Here is a 25,476-nt window from a genome sequence, read left to right as displayed (position 1 = left end):
CGCCGCGGAAGGATCTGGCTCTGCCAAAACCGAGGCTCGGTCAGAGCGGGCGTCGTCGGTCGCGTTCTGGGCGCCATCAATCCGTACGGAGCCAAACGGTCTTGCTGTATAGATAGTCCTCCAAGTGGTGAGGACCGCCTTTCGCGCCATAGCCGCTCATCTTGGTGCCGCCATAGGCGACGCTCGGATCGGTGATCCCATAGCAGTTGATCCAGACGATGCCCGCCCGGATGGCGCGAGCCACCCGATGCGCACGGCCGACGTCCCGGGTCCACACCGCACCTCCGAGGCCGTATTCGGTGCTGTTCGCCAGCGCGACCACCTCCCCCTCCGTGTCGAAGGGGATGACGCAGATGACGGGGCCGAAGATCTCTTCCTGCGCCACCCGCATGTCGTTGCGCACGTCGGCGAGCACGGTCGGCTCCACGAAATAGCCACCAGCGAGGTCTCCCTCGACTCTCGCGCCACCGGAAACGATGCGCGCGCCCTCCTGGCGCGCCACCTCCATATAGCCCGTGACGCGGTCGAGTTGGGCCGGCGATACGAGCGGCCCGATCTGGGTCTCGGGATCGGTGCCGGGCCCGACTTTGAGGGTCCGACCGAATGCGGCCAGCCGCTCGACCACCTCGTCATAGACCCGTCTTTGGACGAACAGCCGCGTTCCCGCATAGCAGACCTGGCCGGTATTGTTGAAACAGCCCATGCCCGCGCCTGGAACCGCAATATCGAGGTCCGCATCGTCGAACACGATGTCCGGCGACTTACCACCCAATTCTACCGCGACCTTCTTCATGTTCACGGCCGAACCCTCGATGATCCGGCGACCTGTCACCGTCGAGCCGGTAAAGGCGATCTTGTCCACGTCGGGATGGACCGCCAGGGCGGCTCCAGCCCCTGGCCCGCTGCCTGGCACCACATTGACGACCCCGGCCGGCAGACCTGCCTCCACCATGATTTCGGCGAGCCGCAACGACGACAGGGGAGCTTCGAGCGCCGGCTTGAGGACCAAGGTGCAGCCAGTGGCGAGCGTCGGGCAAATGCTCCAGAGCTGCGAGATCAGCGGACCGTTCCAGGGAATGATCCCACCCACCACCCCGATGGGGGCCTTGAGGGTGAAGCTCATGAAGGAGCCCGGAAAGGAATTCTCCAGCACATCGCCATGAATGTTGACAGCCTGGGCGGCATAATACCGGAATGCCTGCACCAGCCAGCGCTTGAAGTTTCTGGTGCGTGACACGGGCGCGCCCATGTCCAGGGTCTCGAGCAGGCCCAGATCCTCGAAGTGCGCCTCGATCCGGTCCGCGATGCGGAGCATCAAAGCCTGGCGGTCGAACGGCTTCCAGCGGCTCCAATCGCCTTCAAAGGCTGTGCGCGCGGCGTGCACCGCGCGGTCGATATCCTCCGCCTCGCCCAGCGCTACCGTTGCGAGCACCTCGCCGGTAGAGGGATTTACGGACGTGAAAGTCCCGCCACCCGCCGCCTCGACCCATTCGCCGCCGATGAGCAGTTTCTTGAGTGTCCCGTCGAGGAAGGGATGGTGGAGGTATTGTCCGCTCATGAGTCTCACCGCTTTATCGTTTCGGAACGGAACTTGAGCGGGTGGCCGAGACCGGCGAAATACGATTTTGCTCTAGCGGAATAACACCATTCTATGATGCACATGGCTGGCTCGCCTGTAGTATCCGTTTCCGTCAGCGCCCTCAGTTAGCAAGAGCGCCGAGACGGGAGATACGGTTCGATGGCGGGCAAATGGTTCGATGAACTGGAAGTGGGGCAGGTCTTTCAGCACCCCATTCGCCGAACCCTCACGGAAACGGACAATATCTTGTTCAGCGCTATGACACATAATCCGGCGCAGTTGCACCTCGACGAGGAATACTGCCGCACTGAGACTGAGTTTGGCCGGCGGCTGGTCAACAGCGCGTTCACCCTCGGGTTAATGGTCGGTATTTCCGTCGGCGACACGACTCTCGGCACCGCGGTCGCAAATCTCGGCTGGGACGAGGTCCGCTTTCCCAAGCCCGTGTTCCATGGCGACACGCTGCGGGTGGAAACGGAGGTGGTCGAACTGCGCGAGAGCCGTTCCCGGCCGGACCAGGGGATTGTGACCTTCGTTCACCGGGCCTACAATCAACATGGTGATTTAGTCGCCCACTGTCGGCGCTCCGGCCTCCAGCGCAAGCGGCAGGTGCCGGCATGAACCTGCGCTCCTTTCTTTTCATCCCAGGCGACAGCGACAAGAAGCTCGGCAAGGCGGACTCCGCCGGCGCGGATGCGCTTATTCTCGACCTCGAAGATGCCGTGGCTCCCGCCCACAAGGCGGCGGCACGCGAGAAAGTCGCCGGCTTCCTGAAGGAGCGGCCCCTTGCAACGCGCTCATGCGAACTTTGGGTGCGGATCAATCCGCTCGACACGCCGCTTTGCCTGCCCGATCTCGCGGCCATCGTCGGCGGGGTGCCTGACGGCCTCATGCTGCCCAAGGCCAACGGCCCGCCCGACGTCCACAAACTGGGTCATTTCCTGGATGCGCTGGAGACGGCAAACGGAGTTGCCCCGGGGAGCATCGGCATCCTGCCCGTGGCGACGGAGACGGCAATCGCTCCCTTCAGCCTCGGTGACTATGCACATACCCCTTCGCCTAGGCTCAAAGGCCTCACATGGGGCGCCGAGGATCTGTCGGCTGCCATCGGCGCGAGCACCAATCTGGGCGATGACGGGCGATGGGAGTTCACCTATCGCATGGTGCGGTCGATGACATTGCTCGCCGCCCATGCCGCCGGCCTCAGTGCCTTCGAGACACTCTATGTGGATTTTCGCGATGATGCCGGCCTCATGGCCTCGTGCCGCGCGGCCCGGGCAGAAGGCTTTGCCGGCCGTATTGCGATCCATCCCGCACAGGTGCCCGTCATCAATGCGGCCTTCACGCCCTCCACTGAGGAAGTGGCCTTCGCCCAGCGGGTCGTGCAGGCGTTCGTGGATGCAGGAGACGTGGGCACGGTGGGGCTCGACGGCAAGATGCTCGATATGCCCCATCTGAAGCAGGCACGGCATGTCCTGTCGGTGGCCACAGCGCACCGGCCCCTATGAGCGACATCTCGGCAATCCTGGATCAGATTCGTCCCGGAGACCGCGTCTTCGTCGCCGGCGCCGGAGGCGAGCCGTCCGCCCTGCTCGCCGCCTGGCGCGAGGATCCCGGCCTGACGCGTGGCCTCAATATCGTGACCAGTGTCGTGCCAGGCATCAATGACCTGGATCTGGATCGCCTTGGTGCCGAGGCGACGGTTACCGGCCTGTTCATGCAACCTGGCTTCGCCGCCGCCCAGCGCGCGGGCCAGTATCGGCATCTTCCGGTATCCTACGGCGGCTTCGCGCAGATGCTCGCGGAAGACCTGCGCTTTGACGTTTGCGTGGCGCAGGTTGCTCCACCCGACGCCGCCGGCGCCTGCTCGCTCGGGCCTGCCGTGGAGTTCATCTTGCTGGCGGCTGCCCGATCGGAGCGTCTGGTGGGTCTGTTCAATGCACAAACGCCCCGTCTTGCCGCCGCCCCATCCATTCCACGTGGGGACTTCCTGGCTGTGGCGGAGGTCGACACGCCCCTGCCGACTTATGACACGGGTTTGATCGACTCCGCATCCCGGAAGGTTGCGGAGCATATCGCCCAGTTTGTCGATGACGGCGCCACGCTTCAGATCGGCCTTGGCAAGACCCCGGCGGCGCTGATGCAGGCGCTGACCGATCGCCGGGGCTTGCGGCTGCACAGCGGAATGTTCGGCGACGGCGTGATGGACCTCGAGCGCGCTGGCGCGCTCAAGGCGGACTGGCCGCACCGGGCGTGTGTGTTCGTGGGAACGCCGAATCTCTATCGTTGGGCCGCGGAGCAATCCGCGCTGTCGCTCGCCGGCTGCGATATCACTCACGGGCCGCAAACGCTCGCCGCCTTGACGCAGTTCATCGCCATCAACTCCGCAGTCGAGGTCGATCTTTGGGGGCAGGCGGCGCTCGAGCATGCTGGAGGCGCGGCAATCAGTGGCGCTGGCGGAGCTCCTGATTTCGCACGAGCCGCGCGGATGAGCCCGAACGGTTCCAGCGTCATCGCGCTGCCGGCGACCGCCGCGCGGGGCAAGCGTTCCCGGATCGTCCCCAAACTCTCGGCCCCGTGCGTGGCGACCTTGCCTCGGACCGACATCGATATTGTCGTGACCGAGTTTGGCGCCGCGAGCCTGCGCGGACGCTCGGTCGTTGAGCGGGCGCGGGCGTTGATCGAGATCGCCGCCCCGCAGTATCGCGAGGAACTGAACAAAGCCTGGCAAGAGACGCTGAGCAAGCTGTGATCGCGGCGGCGGGCACCTGAAACGTCTCGCATTTGCGACTTGCGCCCGCAGATTGAACCGCCCCTAGATTCCTGGACGCCTTCTTCCCTAAATTTTGAGGCAAGGAGGCCCCGACGGGCAAAGCGAACTTCATCGAGGACTTCAAGCGCGACGCTGTCCTTCAGATCACCGAGCGAGGCTATCCGGTTGCGGAGGTCGCTGCGCGGCTGGGGATCAGCAAGTGCTCGCTCTATGAATGGAGGAAGCGGTACGGCAAGCCTGTAGCCGTGGCCCGCGATGACGATCAGGCCGCTGAGGTCCGCCGGCTGAAGCGCGAGTTGCAGCGCGTGACGGAGGAGCGCGACATCCTAAAACGTATGGCCCGCCCCGTCCGCAAGGGGGTTGTCTGGTTGGCAAGAGTGGTCTGCATCAACGTATCCGGTCTTAAGGCTGAAGCCTTGGCCAAGATGGATATCCGCGCAGCCTGATCCTCATAAAAGCGCCGGTGCCGAGCACCAGATTTAGAATCAGGTTTTCAGGCTGCCGGTACGACCTGTTATGCCATCTTTACTTCACCTCTCGCAGACATCTTGAGCGTGCGGCGTTCGCCGCCCGCTGTTCCGAGTGATTAGGCGACGCCAAGCGCCTGCCGATCGAAGTCCTTCTGCGTGTGCAACACCGCCCAGGCGATGCGCGCCAGCTTCGCCGCCAGCGCCACAACCACGACATTGGGATGCGCACGGGTCAGCATGGTCTGCAGCCCAACGGCTTCTACGCCTGGCTGAAGGACCCGCTGAGCAAGCGCGCGCAGGAAGACCAACGACAGACCGAGCTGATCCGCGCCGCATGGCGCGAGAGCGGCAAGGTCTATGGCTATCGCAAGCTTCACGACGATCTGGCGGACATGGGCGAGAACTGCTGCCCCAACCGGGTTGCGCGGCTGACGCGGCTTGCCGGCATCCGGGCGCAGATCGGCTACAGGCGGCGCCCCGGCCAATATGGAGGCAAGCCATCCCTGGCGGTCGACAACACGCTCGATCGCCGGTTTGACGCGGAGGCGCCTGACAAGGCCTGGGTGACCGACATCACCTACATCCGCACCCACGAAGGCTTCGCCTATCTGGCGGTCGTGATCGACCTCTTCTCCCGCCGTGTCGTCGGCTGGCCCATACAGGCCCGGCAGACGACCAACGTCGTGCTTCAGGCGCTGCTGGCCGCCGTCTGGCGACGCAAGCCGAAGGGCCGTGTACTGGTGCATTCGGATCAGGGGAGCCAGTTCACCAGCATGGAGTGGGCTTCGTTCCTGAAACACCACGATCTGCAACCCTCAATGAGCCGTCGTGGCAACTGCCACGACAACGCCGTGGCCGAGAGCTTCTTCAACCTGCTCAAGCACGAACGCATCCGCCGCAAGGTCTACCACACGCGGGACGAGGCACGCCGGGACGTGTTCGATTACATCGAGATGTTCAACAACCCCACCCCCAAGCACGCAACGGGATGCTGTCACCCATCGAGTTCGAACGGCAGCACAAACCCAAAGCCGAGGGCGTCTAGAAAACTCGGGGCGGTTCAGATGGTTGAGACGGACGCAATCCCTCTGAGGGCCTGAACCGCCAGTTGCGACGTCGATCGCGACAGCGTTCCTATGTCCGGCTTTTGCACCGACCTCTGCCGTACGGCGCGAGGGATTTCAGCGATCTTGCCAAACCACTTCAGCGATGGTTCCCTCTCTCCGTATCGAGGATCCCAAGAAGCGGCTTCGAGCCGCCGTGGTTCTCGATATTCGACTTGGGAGGGTCGAATCGATGGAAATTCGTCATCTACGTTATTTCGTGGCCATGGCTGAAACCGGGAGCTTGATGAAGGCCAGCGAAAGGCTTCACGTCGCGCAGCCTGCACTCAGTGTCCATCTGGCCAATCTCGAAGCCGAACTAGGGACAACGCTCGTCATCCGTAGCAATCGTGGCATCGAGCTGACCCAGGATGGCATCTACCTTTACGAGCGCGCCATCAATCTGCTGAAGTATCATCAGGAATCCATAAACGCCCTGAAGGAGCACAAGGCAACGGCAACCCGGGTGGTATCCATCGGCATGGTATCGACGATGCCGGCTCTGCTCGTTCCAGCTCTTCAACGGGCGGTGCGCACCGCCCTGCCGGACGTGACCCTCTACATTTCCGATGCGGGCTCGCCGGCGCTCTATGAATGGCTCAGCGAGGGACGCATCGACATGGTCATGCTGTTCAACCTCGCGGAGATACCGGAGCTGGAGGTGGTTCCGCTCTTTTCCGAAGCCTTCTATGTCGTCGGCGCCAGTCACTTGTCCAATGGCGACTGCGAGATCGACTTCGATCGCATCGTGGATCTACCGCTTGCCCTTCCTTCGAACTCGGCGACCTGGCGCAAGGCACTCGACGAGATTGCAGAACGTCGAGGGATGGCCCTGAACCCGGTCCTCGAGACGGAGTCGATGGCTGCCCTCAAGGCGCTGGCCATGGCGGGAGATTGCTACACCATCCTGCCAGGGCCGTGCATTCTGGATGAGGTCCGTGGAGGGCTCTACCATGCGCGGCGGATCGTGAATCCGGAACTCTCGGGATTCATGTCGGTTGCCAGCCTGAACAGCCGTCCGCTCGGTCCGGTCCAAAAGAAGGTCCGCGACATTCTCGTCGACGTGGCGCGTCAGGTCTGCGAAGCCGAAGAAGCGAATGCCGCAGCTGCTGCGTTGGCAAGCGTAAGTCGCGCCACGCCGTCCACGCTGCTCCCCAGCAATGAAGCCCGCTACCGCCGGCTTCGGATCGCCTGACAACTGCCGCGGAACACAGATTGCGACGAGCCGCGACAAACGGAAGACGGAGCCTCGGGAGTAACCGGTGGTGGTTCGGTCAACCTCGCGAATCCTCGCCCTCGGCACCATAAAAATGAGCCCGGCGGCTGGCGTCGGGCTCAAGGTGGACCGGCTTGGAGGATCCCGGTCAGAAATTGCGCTGAACGCGAACGCCGCCCGACCACAAGTCGGTAGAACCCCCAGCGATGGAATTGATGATAGTTCCAGTATTGCCAACGGCGGCATAATTACCAAGCGGAACAGAGCCGTTGACCTTCGAATACAGCACTTCGGCGCCGATATCGAGATTCTTGACAGGCGACCAGATTGTGTTCAGTCCAACCTGCCAGACATTGAAATCAAAGGCAGCCACGACGTTTTCGGGAACGTCATAGCTGGAGTAGCCAGCCAATAGAGCCGACCGCAAGCCGGGAGCCCAGTAATGGCGCATTTGACCTTGCAAGCTCCAGCCGGATGTCAGGTCATAATTTCCCAGCATGTCAACCGCAACCGCGTCGGCGATCGTGTAGAACGCGCCCGTGCCGCGGAGCGTGGCGCCAACCTGGGAGAGATTGATCGCTCCAATGGCTTGAGAATTGCCTTGCAGTGCCGCTGAGAGACCAAGATAGCTCGCGGCACCGTTGGCATAGTCTGCCGAAAGGAAAAGGCTGTCGCCGGCAGCGAGTGCGGGCAGCTTGAGTTCTAGCACTCCGCCGATGGCCCATCCCCAGTTGCTCGAGGACGCGAGCCCCACAATCGCACCGGCGTAACCCGGAGTATTGACCTGGACTTGATGAAGCGCGCCGGAAAGCTGAGCAGAGCCCCAGGGCTGATCGATGCGCAGATTCGCGACAATGTCCGGAAGCTCTTGTCCCCCCTGAAAGTTGGTATAGGACAGGCCTGTCGTGGTGGTACTGATGTTGAACACAGGCTGTGCGGTCGCTCCGGACATCTGGACACCGACAGTTCGGTTGGCGGCATCCTCAAGCGAAAGCGTAGCAGACACTCCATTGCCTAGCAGCGCTGTATAGGCCGCCGCCGTCGTCCATTGGTTGGAACCGACGATGGGAGTCGTGAACATGTAGTTCAATCCGGAATCGAAGAATGATTGCAGATAACCAAATGTAAACCCGGCAAATTGAATGAATGCACGCTCAAAATATAGTGTTGATGCTGGCCCAATACCGGCCCCACCCTGAGAGTTCCATTGCATTCCAGTTCGAATATAGGAGCGCAATATTCCATAATCGGTCTGTGTTCTGGCATCCATATCAATTACAGCGCGCGCACGCGTGCTGTATGCTAGATCGTCGTCATCGCGAAACGGATAGCCGAACCCCCCGGCGCCCGGACCATTGAACGCCGGGCTGGAAGGTACGGTCAGCATCGGCGTGAAGGAGGCGATGGCGTTTACATAGGTATCAAATCGCGCATAGCCGCCGATCTTGATGCACGTATCTGTTCCCGGGATATAGAAAAAGCCGGCCCCATAAGTCGAGCAAACCTTTGCATATTCGATTTGAGTTGCCTTGGTCGGCAAATCCGCACCGTTTGCGAGAGTCGATATCGGCAGAATAGCCGCAGCAATGATAGTTTGCAGTTTCATTCCACGTCCCCCCTATATATTTCGCTAATACTCGTCATCTATTTGACGTTTGTATATTTTTGGCAGATATCCTTCAATATCTGCGCCGGATGATTGCTTATCTGTCGCTGTCTAATATCGAAACGAGATGCGGAAGGGCGTCTGGGCCGCCCGCTCAGCGGCCCGTTCACGACGGCTTTCCGTCGTGGACGCCTCTCAGGAGGCTGTTGCGGTGATGCGGTCGATCGTTGCGTCGTCCAGCCCGAGACGATCCCGCAGGATGGAAGCGGTGTCCGCCCCCAATCGATGGCTCGGTTCGATTTCAACCAAGGGCACGCCGTCAAAGCGGAATGGGGTCTGTTGGACGATGATGCGCCCGAACTCCGGGTGATCCTGCCACGCGAGCGCACCGCGAGCGTGCATATTGGGGTCGTGCATCACCTCTTCCAGCGTGCGTACCGGCGCGCAGGGGACTTTCGCCGCCATCATGCGATCGAAGAGTTCCTCCTTCGTGTGCCGGCGGGTCCAGTCCGAAACAATCGAATCGACGAGGTCCATGTGCGCTACCCGGGACTTCTGCGTGGAGAAGCGGGGATCGTCGCTCAATGGTTCTGCGCCCATCAGCTTGCAGAGCGCGCGCCAATGCGCCTCGCGCACACAGATGATGGCGATGTGGCCATCGTTCGCGGGATAGACATTGTAGGGCGTCTCGGCGAGGCCTCCGTGGCGATTGCCAGTGCGAGGTGGGGCGGCTTCTCCCGAGGCCCAATGCATGCCGAGACTGGAGCATAACGACGCATAGACCGCGTCTTGCATTGCAACTTCGAGACGCCGGCCGCGACCGGTCCGCTCGCGATCGAACAAGGCCGTGGCGATGGCGCCGTAGAGATGAATCCCGGCGAAGAAGTCCGCCAAGGCTGGTCCCGCTTTCACCGGAGGCCTGTCAGGAAAGCCTGTCGTGTACATCACCCCGCACATGGCCTGAATGGTAAGATCCATGGCTGGATAGGAGGCATACGGGCCGTCGCGCCCGTATCCGGAACTAGAGGCATAGATGAGACGCTCATTGCCAGCCGAGAGTGTCTCCCAGCCGACGCCGAGCCGATCCATGACGCCGGGGGCGAAATTCTCGACCACCACATCCGCCTTCTCCGCAAGCGCGCGCAACGCCGCCTTTCCATCGTCCGTCTTGAGATCCAGGACGATCGACGATTTGCAACCATTCAGCATGGCGAATGGCAGCAGGCCTGCATTCCCCGCCTCGCTGCGGCGGCGCAGCGGCTCGCCTCCGGGGGGCTCAATCTTGATCACGGTCGCGCCATTGAGCGCCATGAGATAGGTTGCATAGGGGCCGTTGTAGATCTGGCTCAGATCGACGACGACGATATTGTCGAGCGGATGGTGCATCTGCGCGCCGTCAATAGGATTTGGGGAGGCCGAAGACTTTTTCGGCGATGAACGACAGGATCAGCTGCTCGGTGACCGGCGCGATACGAGGAAGCATGGATTCCCGAAACAGGCGCTCAACCTGATATTCACGCGCAAATCCCATTCCGCCGTGCGTCAGCACCGCCTGGGTCGCGGCGTTGAATGCCGCGCGCGCGGCCAGGAATTTCGCCGCGTTGGCTTCCGCTCCGCACGGCTGATTGGTGTCGTAGGCATGCGCGGCGCGCAGGCACATCCAATAGGCGGCCTCAAGGTGAGTCCAGCATTCAGCCAGCGGGTGTTGAACACCCTGGTTTTGACCGATCGGACGCCCGAATACCACGCGTTCACGAGCGTACTTTGCTGCGCGATCCAGCGCGTCGCGCCCCAGGCCGACCGCCTCGATACCCACCAGGATGCGCTCGGGATTAAGGCTGTGGAGGAGATAATGAAACCCCTTTCCCTCCTCGCCGACCCGATCCTCGTTGGGGATGAAGTAGTCGTCGATGAAGACAGCATTAGAATCCACCGCGTTGCGCGCCATCTTGTGGATGCGCCGCACCTCGATCTTGGTACGATCAAGGTCCGTATAGAACAAAGTCATACCGTCCGTCGGGCGGGAGCAGTCAGCCTTCGGTGTCGTCCGGGTGAGAAGAAGGATCTTGTCCGCCACTTGACCGGTGGAAGTCCACATCTTCCGCCCGCTGACCTTGTACCCCCGCTCCACTTTGGTGGCGAAGGTAGAGATACTGGTCGTATCAAGCCCCGCATTAGGTTCGGTAACTCCGAAGCAAGCCTTCTGATTGCCAGAGATCAAGGGGGGCAGCCAGCGCTTTTTCTGCTCGGGCGTGCCGTGCACAACGACCGCATGTGGTCCGAACAGGTTGATGTGAATGGTGGAAGCTGCCGAATTGCCGCCGCCGCTGGAAGTGATGGCGTGCATCATGATCGCCGCCTCGGTGACTCCGAGCCCGGCGCCGCCCAATTCTTCCGGCATGGTGATGCCCAGCCATCCGCCGTTCGCCATGGCGCGGTGGAATTCGTGGGGAAACCGCGCCTCGGCTTCGCACGTTGTCCAGTATTCGTCGTCAAAATCGGCGCAGACGCGGCGTACACCTGCGTCGATTGCCAGCTGATTTTCTGTAAGATCGAAGTTCATAGCGAGACCCTAAGCACGACGCTTCAGCCTCGAAAAACATGGATTTCATATGCCTTTATAAGACGGCGATATGGACGCTGGCGCCATAAGGCAAGCCTATGGCACTAGCGGGAATCCCTATTTCACGACGGCAGGGACTTCACCCAAGATCGACTGAAATGCGGAGATGTGACGATCAAATCTGATTAGTCGCGACCCGTTGCGCTCGCCGCCAAGACCCATGGGTCCGGCTTGAGTTCGCGGCTGGCTGGGTCGGGTGCACACGTCGTAAACGGAAGGAAAGCTCCTTGAAAGCCTGGGCTGTGGTCGCCGCCGGCGCACCGCTTGAGAAAATTGACCTACCGACCCCGCAGCCGAGTGGCTCCGAGGTGCTGGTCCAGGTCAGCCATTGCGGCCTCTGTCATTCGGACCTTCATTTCTGGAAGGGCGAATACAACATGGGTGGCGGCAGGATTATGAAGCTTGCCGAGCGCGGCGTGACGCTGCCCCGTGCGCCAGGTCACGAGATTCTTGGAAGAGTGGTCGCCATCGGTCCGGAAGCGCAGGGTGTCGCCGTCGGTGACCAGCGCGTAGTCTATCCTTGGATCGGCTGTGGCGAATGCCCGGCCTGCCTTGCAGAGCAGGACAACCTCTGCACCGGCGGCCCCCGAACATTAGGGGTCATCAATCACGGCGGCTTTGCCAGCCACGTTCTGGTCCGCCATGCAAAATATCTGGTCGATCCCGGCCGAGTGCCGCCTGCGCTTGCCGCCACCTATGCCTGTTCCGGAATCACCACCTACAGTGCGGTCAGGAAGGTCATGCCGTTGACACCCGATCAGCCGGTCGTACTCATAGGCGCGGGTGGGCTCGGTTTGGTGGCCATCTCCATGCTCCGCGCCGTTGGCCACCACAATATCGTCTCGGTCGACATTGCACAGGACAAGCTGGAGGCCGCCAAGGCCGAAGGCGCATCCGCCATTGTAATCGGAGGCGAGGGCGTCGAGGAGCGCATCCTTGCGGCATGCGGGGGAGCGGTGCCCGCCGTGATCGATTTTGTTAACAATTCCTCGACCGCAAAGTCGGCGTTCTCGATCCTGGCCAAAGGCGGCAAGCTGGTTCTGGTCGGCGTCGCTGGCGGCGAGCTGACCTTGTCATTGGCAGGCATGATCTTTCGCGGGATCTCGGTCCACGGCACCCTGATGGGATCGCCTCAGGACCTGCGCGATGTCATCGCGATGGCCAACGACGGCAGGCTTGCCCCGACGCCGATTACCGAAATCCCGAAATTCAACGTCATGCAGGCGATACGCGATCTTGAACACGGGAGCGTGACCGGTCGGCTGGTACTGACTGGTGATGTCTGATGGCTTTTCATCTGATGCGGATATCCATTCCCGTCTTCAAGGCTCACGGCGATCTCCAGCGTGAATGGACGACGTCCGCTTAACCGATACAACAGAACATAATATACGAGGATAACGCCATGGTAGACCTTTACGGACATACAGTGTCCCGCCGTCGTTTTCTGGCAGGTGTCACAGCCGCGACCACGCTGGTGGCCACTTGCCGCGCCGTGGCGGTCGCAGCTGAACCGCCGCTGAAGATCGGGGTGCTTGCCGACATGTCGGGCCCGATGATGGATTTTTCCGGCCCCGGTACGGTCAGCAGCATCCAGATGGCGATCGAGGATTTTGGCGGCAAGGTCAATGGCCGGTCTATCGAGTTACGGACTGCAGATAATCTCAACAAGCCCGACGTCGGTCTCGCCATTTCTCGGAAATGGTACGATGAAGGTGTCGAGGCTGTTTTTGACGTGGGCATGACAAGCCTCGCCCTTGCTGTTCAGACATTAACAAAAGAGCGCAACAAGACGGTGATCTTCTTGTCCGCGTCAAGCGCGGACCTAACCAGAAAGAATTGTAGCCCGAATGGCATCCATTGGTCACACGACAATTACAGCCAGGCTGTGGGGGCTATCAAGGATCTGCAGAAGCAAGGCGGAAAGTCCTGGTACTTCATTACGATTGACTATGCTTTTGGCGTAAACTCCGAGCGCGACGCCACGCAGATCATCAAAGCCGGCGGAGGTCGTGTCATCGGGTCGAGCCGACATCCTTGGGACGCTGCGGACTTCGCTTCCCAGCTCTTGCAGGCACAAGGGTCGGGGGCAGATGTCATCGCGCTTGCGACGACGACCGGGCATGCCGGCGCCATCATCAAGCAGGCCAGGGAGTTTGGTATCACGGAGACGCAGATACTCGCGCCCCTGAGTTGGAGCTTCCCCGACGTGAAGGCCTTGGGTTTGCGTTCCGCCCAGGGGATCATCACCGGTGCGCCCTTCTACTGGGATGGGGACGATGCCAGCCGTGCATTCGCCAAGCGCTATCATCAACGTTTCGGCCGGATGCCGAACGAAGTACAGGCGAGCGCCTATGGCGCGATGATTCACTATCTGAAGGCGGCCTCCGTCGTGAATTCCGATGACGGCGCCGCCGTTATTGCTCAAATGAAAAAGATGGCGATCAACGACTTCATGACCAAGGACGGCCATATACGTCCGGATGGGCGGGTGATGCGCGACATTCTGATCCTGCAAGTTAAGAAGCCGGCCGATTCGAAAAGCGAATGGGACATCTTTAAGGTGGTCGGGCGGGTTCCGGCCGATGAGGCGTTCGCTCTTCCAGACCCCGCCGCTTGCCCTCTGGTCAAGTAAATCAATGGAACGATCCCGCAGCTTGAAGCATAGCGCGTATTCTTATAGTACCGGCAAGATTCGTGCCTTGGCTGGTTTGCATCGTAGATTTGTAGTTCGCTCACGGGACACTGACGAGCCCTCCATCCATGCATAGCAATGGGTGAAGGTCTCGCTTCGGCGCCGGTTTTCTGGCGACGTTCCCTCCCGTGAAGCAACCGCTTAAGCCGCGGCGATGGCTATCCCTACAACATGTATGGGCTTGACGGCTCACCTGTCGCAATCTGAGCTCCTGGGCTCCCTTGCGTTCAAAAAGGGCATTTGACAACCCATTATTAGTTTAATAATGAAAGTTACGGTCGGAGAGGGCGTGGCTCAGCACGCGACCCTGGGAATAAGGCGAGGACGCTCTGGGGAGGGCGCATCGGCATGGATGGCACTTTGATCGTTGAAGCGTCTGGTTTGACCAAGGAATTCAAGGGATTTGCTGCGGTCAAGAACGTTGACCTCAGGATCCGCCGGCACACCATTCACGCCCTGATCGGGCCGAATGGTGCGGGGAAGACCACCTGCTTCAACCTGATCACCAAGTTTCTGGATCCGACCCGCGGCACCATTCGCCTGAACGGGAAGGACATCACGCGCACGCCGCCGGCGGATGTCGCCCGGCTCGGCATGGTGCGCTCGTTCCAGATCTCGGCGACGTTCCCGCACCTCACCGTGATGGAGAATGTCCGCATCGCGCTGCAGCGTCCCATCGGCAACTCCTTCCATTTCTGGAAATCGGAGACTTCGCTGGACGCGCTGAACGACCGCGCCATGGCGTTGCTGGCCGACGTGGACCTGACCTCCTACGCCAAACATCTTGCGGTTGAGCTTCCCTACGGCCGCAAGCGGGCGTTGGAGATTGCCACCACACTGGCGCTGGAGCCGGAGATGCTGCTGCTGGACGAGCCCACCTCCGGCATGGGCCGCGAGGACATCGCCCGCACCGCGGATCTCATCAAGCGCGTTTCCGAGGGCCGCACCATCCTGATGGTGGAGCACAATCTCTCGGTGGTTTCCGACCTCTCCGACACGATCACCGTGCTCGCCCGCGGCGAGATCCTCACCGAGGGACCCTATTCCGAGGTGTCGAAGAACCCGCAGGTCGTCGAGGCCTACATGGGCACCGGTGGAGCGCATTGAGATGGCCGCGAACGCAACTCCCCTGCTCGAGGTGAAGGACCTGCACGGCCACTATGGCGAGAGCCATGTGCTGCACGGCATGACCTTCGATGTCCATCCCGGCGAGGTGGTGACGCTGCTGGGCCGCAACGGCGCCGGCAAGACCACCACCATGCGGGCCATCATGGGCCTGTTGCGCAAGCGCGCCGGCTCCATCCGCTACCAGGGCACTGAAACGGTTGGATTGCAGCCCAACAAGATCGCGCGCCTCGGCATCGCCATATGCCCCGAGGAGCGCGGCATCTTCGCCTCGCTCTCGGTGCGCGAGAACCTGCTTTTGCCGCCGGTCGTGCTGCCGGGCGGGCTGACCGTGGACGAGGTCCACGAACTGTTCCCGCGGCTGGAAGAGCGGCGCAACAGCCAGGGCACCAAGCTGTCGGGTGGCGAGCAGCAGATGCTCGCCATCGCCCGCATCCTGCGCACCGGCGCCAAGCTCCTGCTTCTGGACGAGCCGTCCGAGGGCCTCGCCCCGGTGATTGTCCAGCACATCGGCCAGATCATCCGGGACCTCAAGAAGAAGGGGTTCACGGTGCTGCTGGTGGAGCAGAATTTCCATTTCGCCTCCACGGTTGCCGATCGCCACTACGTGGTGGAGCACGGACGCGTGGTGGACATGGTCCCCAACGACAAGATCGCAGAAAACGCGGCGCGTCTCGAAGCGTTCCTCGGCGTCTGAAGCCGCTCAAGAATACCTTTTAGATCGGATCTTTGATGTTCGAGCTCCTCGGCATTCCTCCGCAGGCCCTGTTCGGGCAATTGCTGCTCGGCCTGATCAACGGCGCCTTCTACGCCATGCTGAGCCTCGGGCTCGCGGTGATCTTCGGCCTTTTGAACGTGATCAACTTCACCCACGGCGCGCAATACATGATGGGCGCGTTCGGGGCGTGGATGCTGCTCAACTATGCCGGCATCCCATTCTGGGGCGCGCTGGTGCTGTCGCCCATCATCGTGGCCATCATCGGCATGGTGATCGAGCGCACGTTGCTCAAACGACTCTACCACCTCGATCATCTCTACGGGCTGCTGCTCACCTTCGGCCTCGCCCTCATCCTCGAGGGCCTGTTCCGGCGGCAGTACGGCTCCTCGGGCCTGCCCTACAACAATCCGCTGCCGGGCGGCACCAACCTCGGCTTCATGTTCCTGCCCAACTACCGCGCCTTCGTGGTGGTGGCCTCCCTCGTGGTGTGCATCGCCACCTGGTACGTGATCGAGCGCACCAAGCTCGGCTCCTACCTGCGCGCCGCCACCGAGCGGCCGGACCTGGTGCAGGCCTTCGGCATCGACGTGCCGCGCATGATCACCCTCACCTACGGCTTCGGCGTGGGCCTCGCGGCGCTTGCCGGCGTGCTCGCGGCCCCCGCCTACCAGGTGAGCCCCACCATGGGCTCCAACCTCATCATCGTGGTGTTTGCGGTGGTGGTGATCGGCGGCATGGGCTCCATCATGGGCGCCATCCTCACCGGCTTCGGCCTCGGCATCGTCGAGGGCCTGACCAAGGTGTTCTACCCGGAGGCCTCCTCCACGGTGATTTTCGTCATCATGGCCATCGTGCTCATGGTGAAGCCCGCCGGCCTGTTCGGCACAGCCAAGTAAGGGCGCCGAGATGAGCACTCCCTCCCCGACCAATCTCGCCCCTGCCCCGGCGACATACGGTGTTGTCGGCTCCAACCCCGGCGTCATCTTGGGTATCGTCGCGGTGGGCGCGCTGCTGGTTGCCCCGTTCGCCGTGTATCCCGTGTTCCTCATGAAGGTGATGTGCTTCGCGCTGTTCGCGTCCGCCTTCAACCTCATGCTCGGCTACACTGGGCTGCTCTCCTTCGGCCATGCCATGTTTTTTGGTGGTTCGGCCTATATCTGTGCTCACGCTGTCAAGGTCATGGGCTTCACTCCGGAGTTCGGCCTCCTCGCAGGTGTTACCTTCGCCGCCGTGGTAGGGTTCATTGTCGGCCTGCTCGCCATCCGCCGCCAGGGCATCTATTTCGCCATGGTGACGCTGGCGCTGGCGCAGATGTTCTTCTTCTTCTGCCTCCAGGTGCGTTTCACCGGCGGCGAGGACGGCCTGCAGGCGGTGCCACGGCGAGCCTTTTTCGGCATCATCGATATCACAAAGGACATGAACCTCTATTATGTGGTGCTGGCCATCTACGTGTCCGGCTTCCTGGTCATCTACCGGGCGATCCACTCACCGTTCGGGCAGGTGCTGAAAGCCATCCGCGAAAACGAGCCGCGCGCCATCTCGCTGGGCTACCGGGTGAACCAATACAAGCTCGTCGCCTTCGTTCTTTCGGCCGCACTCGCCGGCCTTGCCGGCTCCGCCAAGGTACTGGTGTTCCAACTCGCCTCGCTCACTGACGTGGCCTGGCAGATGTCGGGCGAGGCAGTGTTGATGACATTGGTCGGTGGCATGGGAACCATTTTCGGCCCCGTCGTCGGTGCTGCGGTGATCGTCACCATGCAGAACTATCTCGCCGGGCTCGGCGAATGGGTGCTGGTGATCCAGGGCGTCATCTTCGTCGCCGCGGTGTCCCTGTTCCGCCGGGGGCTGGTTGGAGAACTCCTCGCAATTGCCAGGAATTACAAGAAGTAAATCCACTTTTTTGGGAATTGGAAGGACAGCAGATGAAGCGCGTCGAAAAAGTTATCGTGACCTGTGCGATCACAGGCTCCATTCACACACCGACCATGTCTCCGCACTTGCCGATCACGCCCGATGAGATCGTGCGCGAAGCTGTTGCGGCAGCAGAGGCCGGTGCGGCTATGATCCACCTTCACGCCCGCGACCCGGAAACGGGGCAGCCATCGGCTGCTCCCGAAATCTTCGAACAGTTCTTGCCGCGCATCAAGCAGCAGAGCAATGCCATCATCAACATCACTACGGGCGGCGGACTGGGGATGACGCTCGACGAGCGCCTCGCCGCCGCCAAATGGGCTCAGCCCGAAGTTGCATCCATGAACATGGGGTCCATGAACTTCAATATCTCGGGCGCAGCCCGGAAGATCGACGAATTCAAGTATGAGTGGGAACGACCCTATCTCGAATCGACGACGGGGTTCATTCTTTCAAATACATTCGAACAAATCGAGCGTGGCATGAGGGATCTCGGAGACTACGGCACCCGGTTTGAATTTGAATGTTATGATGTTTCACATCTCTACACCCTGAAGCATTTTGCAGACCGGCATATCGTCAAGCCGCCATTTTTCATTCAATGCATTTTCGGGATACTGGGTGGAATTGGCGCCGATCCAGAAAATCTGTTGCATATGAAGGCAACCGCCGATCGCCTTTTCGGAGACGATTACTACCTCTCGGTCCTTGGCGCCGGCCGTCATCAAATGCCCTTCGTCACCATGAGCGCGCTTCTCGGCGGCAACGTTCGCGTCGGACTCGAAGACAGTTTGTACGCGGGACGGGGCCGGCTCGCGACATCCAATGCCGAGCAGGTCGCAAAAATTCGGCGTATCCTCGATGAACTGAGCATTGATGTCGCTACGCCGGACGAAGCGCGACAGATGCTCCAAACCAAAGGCGCGGACAAAGTAGCATTTTGAGTGCTGAGACACGAAGAAACGCAAATAATACCGGGAGGATACCATGAAAGCGATCTCTCTTGCCCTCGTCGCGAGTTCATTCTTGTCACTTGCGGCTGCTCACGCTGGACCTTCCGATGGCAAGGTGAAGATCGCCGTCATGAACGACATGTCGGGACCCTACGCAGAATCGACCGGCATGGGGTCCGTTGAGGCTGTGCGGATGGCCATAGAGGAGGCTGGTGGCAAGGTCGCAGGCAGCCCGATCGAGCTTATATTCGCGGATCATCAGAACAAGCCCGATGTCGCATCCGCCATCGCCAACAAATGGATCGACACTGAGCAGGTGGACGTGATCGTCGATGTGCCGAATTCGGCGGCGGCGCTTGCGGTCCAGGACATCGCGAAACGCAAGAACAGGGTCCTGCTGGTCTCCGGTGGCGGCACGGCACAATTGACCGGCGCTTCATGCTCCCCCACCACCGCTCAGTGGACCTATGACACCTATGCGCTATCGCAGGGGATGGGAACGGTTGGGCTCCAGAAGCTTGGAGACAGCTGGTTTTTCTTGACGGTGGATTACGCCTTCGGCCACGCCCTGGAAAAGGATCTGTCGGATGTCCTGAAGGCGAATGGCGGTAAGATTTTAGGAGCGGTCCGCCATCCCCTCAACGCATCCGACTTTTCCTCATATTTGCTCCAGGCTCAGGGATCGAAGGCGAAGGTGATCGCCCTCGCCAATGCGGGCGGCGATACGGCCAACGCCATCAAGCAAGCCCAGGAGTTTGGGATTCCCCAGGGAGGGCAGACGCTTGCAAGCTTGCTCATGTTTCCCACGGACATCCACGCTCTGGGACTGAAATCCGCCCAAGACCTAGTCTTCATGGATGGATGGGATCCGAATCGCGACGCAGAAAGTCGCGCTTTCGCCAAGGCGTTCATCGACAGGACCGGTCGCATGCCAAGCATGATCCAGGTGGGTAGCTACTCCGCCGTCAGGCACTATCTGAAAGCGATCGAAACCGCGGGCACGGACGACGCGCCGGCGGTAATGGCAAAGATGCGTGAGGCCCCTATCAACGATGCCTTCGCGAAAGGCGGACGGCTCCGCGCCGATGGCCGAATGGTTCATGATATGTATCTCATGCAGGTGAAGAAAATAACCGAGTCGACGGGCCCCTGGGATTACTCCAAGGTACTTTCCGTGATCCCAGGGGATCATGCCTTTCGGCCGATCGAGCAAGGCGGATGTCCCATCGTTCGGTGACGGCGTGATTTTGACGGAGCTGCAGAGGTCAAGCCGATGTGGGGGCCGTGCCTTTTGTTGCGGTGCTGACGTTGGGCCTTTGAACACAGCTCAGCTTGTGTTCAGTCGAGACAGGTACTTTCGACGCTGGGCACAACAGAGGGAACGGGTCCGACGGTTCGCCGCATTCGGCCTGCAAATGTGCAGCAGCTTTCATCTATACGGCCCCACACGTCGCGCCGTGCAGCCTCTTGCGGTGCTCGACGCGACGTCTGCTTTCTCAACTCGTGCCAAGATCGACGTTCTTCAGCGGCAGGTTGCGAACACGCTTTCCTGTCGCGGCACAGACGTCGTTCAGCACGGCAGGAGCGGCCACCGTGATGTAGGCTCACCGACACCGCCCCAGAAGCGACCGGACGGCATGATGAGCACATCCGCCACCGGCATCTCATCCGGCCGCATCATGTTGTAGGTGTCGAAGTTCTGTTGCTCGATACGTCCGTCCTTGACGGTGCGCTCGCCAAAGAGCAGGGCCGACAGCCCATAGACGAACGAGTCGTCGACCTGTGCATCGACCTGCTGCGGGTTGACCACATGGCCGGGGTCGGTCGCCGCCACGATGCGGTGGATCTTCAGCCGTCCCCTGGTTACCGACACTTCTGCTGCCGCCGCCTCGAGGAAAAGCTGGCAAAGACGTTGCGCATAACGGCATCCGAGCATGCTGCCGTTACCATCTTGTGGCCTGCGATCGAGAAACTGCTGCCTAACTTTCCTGACATCCATATCGAGCTGAGCATTGATTCCGGATTGACCGACATCGTGGCCGAACGGTTCGATGCGGGCGTGCGGCGTGGCGAAGGGATCGCCAAGGACATGATCGCCACGTGGATCGGGCCCGACTTGCGGACGGTCATCCCCGGAGCGCCGACCTAACTTCAAGGACCGCCCGACTCCCCAGGCTCCACACGACCTAGCCGAGCACCAATGCATCAATCAGCGCATGCTGAGTTCCGGCAGTCTCTACGCTGGGGAGTTGGAGAAGGATGGGCGGCAAGTCCGGGTGCGGGTCAATGGACAGCTGGCTTTCGACAACACCCATATGGTTGTGCGCGCGGCTATCGCCGGTTTCGGGCTAGCCTTCGTCATGGAAGACCGCGTGTCGGCGCATCTAGCAAACGGCCGGCTGGTCTGCGTCCTCGATGATTGGTGCCCGCCTTTCGAAGGATATCACCTCTAATATCCGAGCCGTCAGCGCTCGGCGGCGTTTGCGGTCCTGCTGGATGCATTCCGGCACCGCAACGGACTGCTTTGCAGGGGTAATCGGAATAGCGCACCGGTCGTTTTCCGAACCGATACCGCAATGCGGCAACCGTCGATTTGCAAAGAACGGCTCGGCCGGTGCGGATCCTCAGGGATCGGGTAAATTCCATCTCGCAAAGGGTGCGGAGCGACCAAGTTCATATTATATCTGAACCGAAGGGAAGCTGCGTAGCGACAGGAGCGCCAATGTCGACCCAGGAGCGCGCGACGTCGGTGCGCGCAGTAAGGCGTGATGTGCGCAGCGGTAGCAGTGTTCAGCTCTTCGAGCGCAACTGCTCGGTGGGCCGAACCATCGCCATCGTGTCCGACGCCTGGAGCTTCCTCGTCATCCGCGAGGCATTCTTCGGCGCGCGCCGGTTCGAGGAGTTCCGCACGGCCCTGGGCCTGCCGCGCGGCACCCTTTCCGAGCGGCTGAAGCGGCTGACGCTGCGCGGCATCTTCCGGCAGGTGCACTATTCCGCCAAGTCGAGCCGGGTCGAGTATCATCTCACCCGCTGCGGCATGGACCTCTATCCGAGCTTCGTCGCCCTCATCGGCTTCGGCGACCGCTGGCTCGCAGGCCCGGAGGGGCCGCCGCTCAAGCTCGTCCACGCCACCTGCGGGCAGGCGTGCCAGCCTTATGTGGCCTGCTCCCACTGCCTGGGCGAGGTGAAGGCGACGCGGGTCAGCTACCGCGACGGGCCGGGCGCCGGCCGCACGCCGCTGGAGCCCATGAAGCGGGCGCGGCGGACGGCGGAATCGGCGAGCTTCTCCCGCGGGCGGCCGAGCTCGGTGTCGCGGGCGCTGGAGATCATCGGCGACCGCTGGAGCTTCCTCATCCTGCGCGAGGCCTTCTTCGGCGTGCGCCGCTTCGACCAGCTGCAGAACGAGCTGAAGATCGCCCCCAACATCCTCACCGAGCGCCTCGCCCGCCTGGTGGCGCGCGGCGTATTCGAGCGCCGCAAGTACCAGGACCTGCCGGAGCGCCATGAGTATCGCCTCACCGAGATGGGCAAGGACCTCTACGGCGCCTTCATCACCATGGCGGCGTGGGGCGACCGGTGGCTGGCGGGCGGCGATCCGCCGCTCATCCTCACCCATCGCGACTGCGGCCACGATTTCACCGCCGTGGTGGTGTGCGACCACTGCCGCAAGCCGATCGCGGCGCACGACATGCGCTATCGGCTGAACTACGATCCGGCGCGCTTCGGCGCCCCCCAGGCGAGCGACCGCATGGACCTCGTCTTTCCGGACGCCCCGCCCGAGGACTGACGAGCCAAAGGCGGCGCCCCGCGGAGCGCCGCCTTCAGCGCACGGCGTCTTCGGCGCTACTGCTTCTTCACCAGCGGGCAGGCGCTCTCCGACAGCGGCCGGAAGGCCCTGTCGCCGGGAATGACGGTGACCAGCTTGTAATAGTCCCACGGCCCCTTGGATTCGGCCGGGGTCTTCACCTGGTAGACGTACATGTCGTGGACGAAGCGGCCGTCGGCGCGGATGTATCCGTCCTTGGCGAAGAAGTCGTTCACCTTCATCTCGCGCATCTTGGCCATCACCGCCTGGGCCTCGTCGGTGCCGGCGGCCTGCACGGCCTTGAGGTAGTGCATGGTGGAGGAATAGTCGCCGGCATCGCCCATGTGCGGCTTGCGGCCCATCTTCGCCTCGAACTTCCTGGCGAAGGCGCGGGTCTCCTCGTCCCGGTCCCAGTAGAAGGCGTTGGTCAGCACCAGTCCCTGCGCCGCCTCCAGGCTCATGGAATGGATGTCGGTGATCCAGACCAAAAGGCCCGCCAGAACCTGCTTGCCGGACTGGGTGAGGCCGAAGTCCTTGGCTGACTTCACCGCGTTGATGAACACGGTGCCGGAGCCGGCGATGGCCACCACGTCGGCCTTCGAGCCCTGGGCCTGGAGCATGAACGAGCCGTGGTCCAGCGTGTTGATGGGATAGCGCACCGCGCCCGCCACCTCCCCGCCGCCGGCCTTCACCACCGCGGCGGTGTCGGCCTCCAGCGCGTGGCCGAAGGCGTAGTCGGCGGTGAGGAAGAACCAGCGCTTCTTGCCCTCGCTGATCAGCTCGTTGCCGGTGCCCACGGCGAGGGCATAGGTGTCATAGGCGTAGTGGATGGAATTGGGCGTGCAGGCATCGCCGGTGAGGCGCGAGGAGCCCGAGCCGTTGACGATGGCGATGCCGTTCTTCTCCTTGGCGACCCCGGCGACGCCGATGGCCACCGCCGAATTGATCAGGTTCGCGATCATGTCGACGTGGTCCACGTCGAACCATTCCTTGGCCTTGGCGATGGCGATCTCGGTCTTGTTCTGGTGGTCGGCGACGATGACCTCGACCGGCTTGCCAAGCACCTTGCCGCCGAAGTCCTCCACCGCCATCTTCACCGCCGTGACGGAGCCCTCGCCCGCCTCGTGGGAGAACTGGCCCGACATGTCTGTCAGCACCCCGATCTTCACCACGTCGTTCGAGATTTTGCCAGGCTGCGGCTGGGCCAGCGCCGGCAGCGGCACCGCGAGCGCGGCGCACATGAGGGTGATCTGGGCGAACTTGGGCATCGTTTCCTCCGGTGTCCCCGACTGGCGCGCGCCCTTCTACTTATTGGGGCCGCAGCGGCCTGCCGGCCGGCTGCGTGCGCCATGTCCATTTCTTAGGTGAACTTAATGCTTGAGACTGCTCGACGGCTCGTCTGTCGCAACGCAGCAAAGCCTTATGTCACTTGAACAAACCGTCATCTGCGGGGGTTACCCACTGCAGAAACTCTCAAGACGGCGTTGACAAGAGCATTTTTAGTCTATTAATGCAAGCTACGAATTGAGCGTCGGAACCGGTCATCCGGTGGCGCCCTGGGCGGGAGATGAGCGTGCGAGGTTTCGATGCTTGCGGGGATTGTCCGCGCCGCCGAGCCGGCGCCGCGCCACGCCGGGAGACCGGCGGTGAGTGAGCGCGCCGCCCCCGACCGCCGCGCCGACTATCGGCACTTCCGCGACATCACCACCCGCTGGATGGACAACGACGTCTACCGGCACGTGAACAACGTGGTCTATTACTCCTTCTTCGACACGGCGGTCGGCCATTACCTGATCGAGAACGGCGCGCTGGACATCGAGACGAGCCCCGTCATCGGCCTCGTCGCGGAAACAAGGTGCCAATACTTCTCGTCTCTGTCGTTTCCGTCCAAGGTCCATGCGGGCCTGCGCATCGGCCGGCTCGGCACCTCAAGCGCGCGCTACGAGATCGGCCTGTTCCGCGACGATGACGACGTCGCCTGCGCGCAGGGCCATTTCATCCACGTCTATGTGGACCGCGCGACGAACCGTCCGGTCCCCTTGCCGGACAGGCTGCGGGCGGTGCTTTCTGCCCTCGTCGTCGCGCCCCGCGACGGCGTGCGCTAGGAGGCCCGCCTTGTCCGATATCCAAGTCGCCGTTCACGACCACGTCGCCACCGTCACCCTGAACCGCCCGGCGCAGCGCAATGCCATGACGCTGGCCATGTGGCAGGACGTGGCGCACATCTTCACCACGCTGGGCGCCGACCCGGACGTGCGGGCCATCCTCCTGACCGGGGCGGGCGCGGACTTCTCCGTGGGCGCGGACATTTCCGAGTTTCCCAAGGTGCGCCACACGGTGGAGCAGTCCATCGCCTACGAGGAGGCGGTGGACGCCTCGTCGGATGCCATCGCCGGGGCGGGCAAGCCCACCATCGCGGTGGTTTCGGGCTATTGCCTCGGCGGCGGCTGCCACCTCACCATGTCCTGCGACTTCCGCTTCGCCGCCCCCTCCGCCATCTTCGGCATCCCGGCGGCGCGGCTCTCCATCGTCTACGGCGTGCGCAGCACCCAGCGCCTGCTGAACCTCGTGGGGCTGGCGCAGGCCAAGCGGCTGCTGTTCACCGCCGACCGGCTGGACGCCGGCGCCGCGCTGAAGACCGGCTTCGCCGACGAGGTGGCGGACGACGCGCCCGCCGCCGCCCGCGCCTTCGCCGCGAAGATCGCCGCCAACGCCCCGCTCTCGGTGGCCGGGGCCAAGTTCATCCTCGACGGCCTCGCCATGGGTCCGGGGGCGCTCGACGTGGCCGCCGCCCAGCGCCTCATCGACGAGGCCTCGCGCAGCTTCGACTACCAGGAAGGCCGCACCGCCTTCGCCGAGAAGCGCCCGCCGCGCTTCCAGGGGCGCTGAGCGCCGGGAG

At 62.2% G+C, this 25,476-nt stretch carries 21 protein-coding genes and 4 pseudogenes; 18 read left to right on the top strand and 7 right to left on the bottom strand.

Annotated features, from left to right (window positions below; genetic code table 11):
* Window positions 1–76 precede the first annotated feature (76 nt).
* Window positions 77–1,558 (bottom strand): aldehyde dehydrogenase family protein, encoded by a 1,482-nt coding sequence (locus EJ105_RS12210; protein WP_250166542.1) that lies wholly within the window; start codon window positions 1,556–1,558, stop codon window positions 77–79.
* A gap of 180 nt (window positions 1,559–1,738) precedes the next feature.
* Here EJ105_RS12210 and EJ105_RS12205 point away from each other — a divergent pair, with 180 nt between their 5' ends.
* From EJ105_RS12205 to EJ105_RS12190, 4 genes and pseudogenes are all read left to right on the top strand, one after another.
* Window positions 1,739–2,200, top strand: coding sequence for a MaoC family dehydratase (locus EJ105_RS12205; protein ID WP_250166541.1), 462 nt, complete (start codon window positions 1,739–1,741; stop codon window positions 2,198–2,200).
* A complete protein-coding gene (locus tag EJ105_RS12200; protein ID WP_347881315.1) occupies window positions 2,197–3,087 on the top strand; it encodes an HpcH/HpaI aldolase/citrate lyase family protein in 891 nt (296 codons plus the stop codon). The genes EJ105_RS12205 and EJ105_RS12200 overlap by 4 nt, the downstream gene beginning before the upstream one ends.
* Entirely contained in the window at window positions 3,084–4,331 is a 1,248-nt protein-coding gene (locus tag EJ105_RS12195) for an acetyl-CoA hydrolase/transferase family protein (RefSeq protein ID WP_250166540.1), read from the top strand. Before EJ105_RS12200 ends, EJ105_RS12195 begins: the two co-directional genes overlap by 4 nt.
* A 131-nt stretch (window positions 4,332–4,462) precedes the next feature.
* Window positions 4,463–4,711, top strand: a pseudogene (locus EJ105_RS12190) (transposase); the annotation flags it as partial.
* A 227-nt stretch (window positions 4,712–4,938) separates the two neighbouring features.
* Here the strand turns inward: EJ105_RS12190 and EJ105_RS27815 are convergent.
* Complete coding sequence (locus EJ105_RS27815; RefSeq protein ID WP_284145415.1) at window positions 4,939–5,061, bottom strand: hypothetical protein; 123 nt, start codon at window positions 5,059–5,061, stop codon at window positions 4,939–4,941.
* A 3-nt stretch (window positions 5,062–5,064) separates the two neighbouring features.
* Between EJ105_RS27815 and EJ105_RS12185 the strand changes: the two are divergent.
* Window positions 5,065–5,867 (top strand): annotated as a pseudogene (locus EJ105_RS12185) (IS3 family transposase); the annotation flags it as partial.
* A 251-nt stretch (window positions 5,868–6,118) separates the two neighbouring features.
* A complete protein-coding gene (locus EJ105_RS12180) occupies window positions 6,119–7,120 on the top strand; it encodes a LysR family transcriptional regulator (protein ID WP_250166539.1) in 1,002 nt (333 codons plus the stop codon).
* 169 nt (window positions 7,121–7,289) lie between these two features.
* Here EJ105_RS12180 and EJ105_RS12175 read toward each other — a convergent pair whose 3' ends face one another.
* From EJ105_RS12175 to EJ105_RS12165, 3 genes are all read right to left on the bottom strand, one after another.
* Complete coding sequence (locus EJ105_RS12175) at window positions 7,290–8,747, bottom strand: porin (protein WP_250166538.1); 1,458 nt, start codon at window positions 8,745–8,747, stop codon at window positions 7,290–7,292.
* A 195-nt stretch (window positions 8,748–8,942) separates the two neighbouring features.
* Window positions 8,943–10,133 carry a CaiB/BaiF CoA transferase family protein gene (locus EJ105_RS12170; protein ID WP_250166537.1) on the bottom strand — a complete coding sequence of 397 codons (1,191 nt, stop codon included), beginning with the start codon at window positions 10,131–10,133 and terminating at the stop codon, window positions 8,943–8,945.
* Window positions 10,134–10,143: 10 nt separating this feature from the next.
* On the bottom strand, window positions 10,144–11,310 hold the full coding sequence (locus EJ105_RS12165) for an acyl-CoA dehydrogenase family protein (RefSeq protein ID WP_250166536.1): 1,167 nt from the start codon (window positions 11,308–11,310) through the stop codon (window positions 10,144–10,146).
* 287 nt (window positions 11,311–11,597) lie between these two features.
* Between EJ105_RS12165 and EJ105_RS12160 the strand changes: the two genes are divergently transcribed.
* From EJ105_RS12160 to EJ105_RS12125, 8 genes are all read left to right on the top strand, one after another.
* Window positions 11,598–12,656, top strand: coding sequence for an alcohol dehydrogenase (locus EJ105_RS12160; RefSeq protein ID WP_250166535.1), 1,059 nt, complete (start codon window positions 11,598–11,600; stop codon window positions 12,654–12,656).
* 119 nt (window positions 12,657–12,775) lie between these two features.
* The gene (locus EJ105_RS12155) at window positions 12,776–14,005 is read left to right on the top strand and encodes an ABC transporter substrate-binding protein (protein WP_250166534.1); all 1,230 of its coding nucleotides are present in this window, start codon (window positions 12,776–12,778) and stop codon (window positions 14,003–14,005) included.
* 408 nt (window positions 14,006–14,413) lie between these two features.
* On the top strand, window positions 14,414–15,172 hold the full coding sequence (locus tag EJ105_RS12150; RefSeq protein ID WP_250166533.1) for an ABC transporter ATP-binding protein: 759 nt from the start codon (window positions 14,414–14,416) through the stop codon (window positions 15,170–15,172).
* Between the two features lies 1 nt (window position 15,173).
* Complete coding sequence (locus EJ105_RS12145) at window positions 15,174–15,887, top strand: ABC transporter ATP-binding protein (RefSeq protein ID WP_250166532.1); 714 nt, start codon at window positions 15,174–15,176, stop codon at window positions 15,885–15,887.
* A gap of 35 nt (window positions 15,888–15,922) precedes the next feature.
* Window positions 15,923–16,804: a branched-chain amino acid ABC transporter permease gene (locus EJ105_RS12140; RefSeq protein WP_250166531.1), complete on the top strand. Its 882-nt coding sequence runs from the start codon at window positions 15,923–15,925 to the stop codon at window positions 16,802–16,804.
* 10 nt (window positions 16,805–16,814) lie between these two features.
* Window positions 16,815–17,798, top strand: a complete 984-nt coding sequence (locus tag EJ105_RS12135; protein WP_250166530.1) for a branched-chain amino acid ABC transporter permease — start codon at window positions 16,815–16,817, stop codon at window positions 17,796–17,798.
* Between the two features lie 32 nt (window positions 17,799–17,830).
* On the top strand, window positions 17,831–18,763 hold the full coding sequence (gene kce, locus EJ105_RS12130) for a 3,5-dioxohexanoate:acetyl-CoA acetone transferase (RefSeq protein WP_250166529.1): 933 nt from the start codon (window positions 17,831–17,833) through the stop codon (window positions 18,761–18,763).
* 43 nt (window positions 18,764–18,806) lie between these two features.
* Window positions 18,807–20,009, top strand: coding sequence for an ABC transporter substrate-binding protein (locus EJ105_RS12125; protein WP_250166528.1), 1,203 nt, complete (start codon window positions 18,807–18,809; stop codon window positions 20,007–20,009).
* A 259-nt stretch (window positions 20,010–20,268) separates the two neighbouring features.
* On the opposite strand, the pseudogene EJ105_RS12120 reads toward EJ105_RS12125, so the two are convergent.
* Window positions 20,269–20,660: pseudogene (locus tag EJ105_RS12120) on the bottom strand (molybdopterin cofactor-binding domain-containing protein); the annotation flags it as partial.
* Here EJ105_RS12120 and EJ105_RS12115 point away from each other — a divergent pair.
* Both EJ105_RS12115 and EJ105_RS12110 read left to right on the top strand, forming a co-directional pair.
* Window positions 20,661–21,285, top strand: a pseudogene (locus EJ105_RS12115) (LysR substrate-binding domain-containing protein); the annotation flags it as partial. It lies immediately after the preceding pseudogene.
* 209 nt (window positions 21,286–21,494) lie between these two features.
* Window positions 21,495–22,559 (top strand): winged helix-turn-helix transcriptional regulator, encoded by a 1,065-nt coding sequence (locus EJ105_RS12110; protein ID WP_250166527.1) that lies wholly within the window; start codon window positions 21,495–21,497, stop codon window positions 22,557–22,559.
* A 56-nt stretch (window positions 22,560–22,615) separates the two neighbouring features.
* On the opposite strand, the gene EJ105_RS12105 is transcribed toward EJ105_RS12110, so the two are convergent.
* Window positions 22,616–23,818, bottom strand: a complete 1,203-nt coding sequence (locus tag EJ105_RS12105; RefSeq protein WP_250166580.1) for an ABC transporter substrate-binding protein — start codon at window positions 23,816–23,818, stop codon at window positions 22,616–22,618.
* Between the two features lie 405 nt (window positions 23,819–24,223).
* On the opposite strand from EJ105_RS12105, the gene EJ105_RS12100 reads away from it, so the two are divergent.
* Window positions 24,224–24,682 (top strand): acyl-CoA thioesterase, encoded by a 459-nt coding sequence (locus EJ105_RS12100; RefSeq protein WP_250166526.1) that lies wholly within the window; start codon window positions 24,224–24,226, stop codon window positions 24,680–24,682.
* 10 nt (window positions 24,683–24,692) lie between these two features.
* Complete coding sequence (locus tag EJ105_RS12095) at window positions 24,693–25,466, top strand: enoyl-CoA hydratase-related protein (RefSeq protein ID WP_250166525.1); 774 nt, start codon at window positions 24,693–24,695, stop codon at window positions 25,464–25,466.
* Window positions 25,467–25,476 lie beyond the last annotated feature (10 nt).

The organism is Xanthobacter aminoxidans (assembly GCF_023571765.1).
GTDB classification, from domain to species: Bacteria; Pseudomonadota; Alphaproteobacteria; order Rhizobiales; family Xanthobacteraceae; genus Xanthobacter; species Xanthobacter aminoxidans.
Note: the sequence above shows the minus strand (reverse complement) of the source record. Positions and strands in the feature narration are given on the sequence as shown.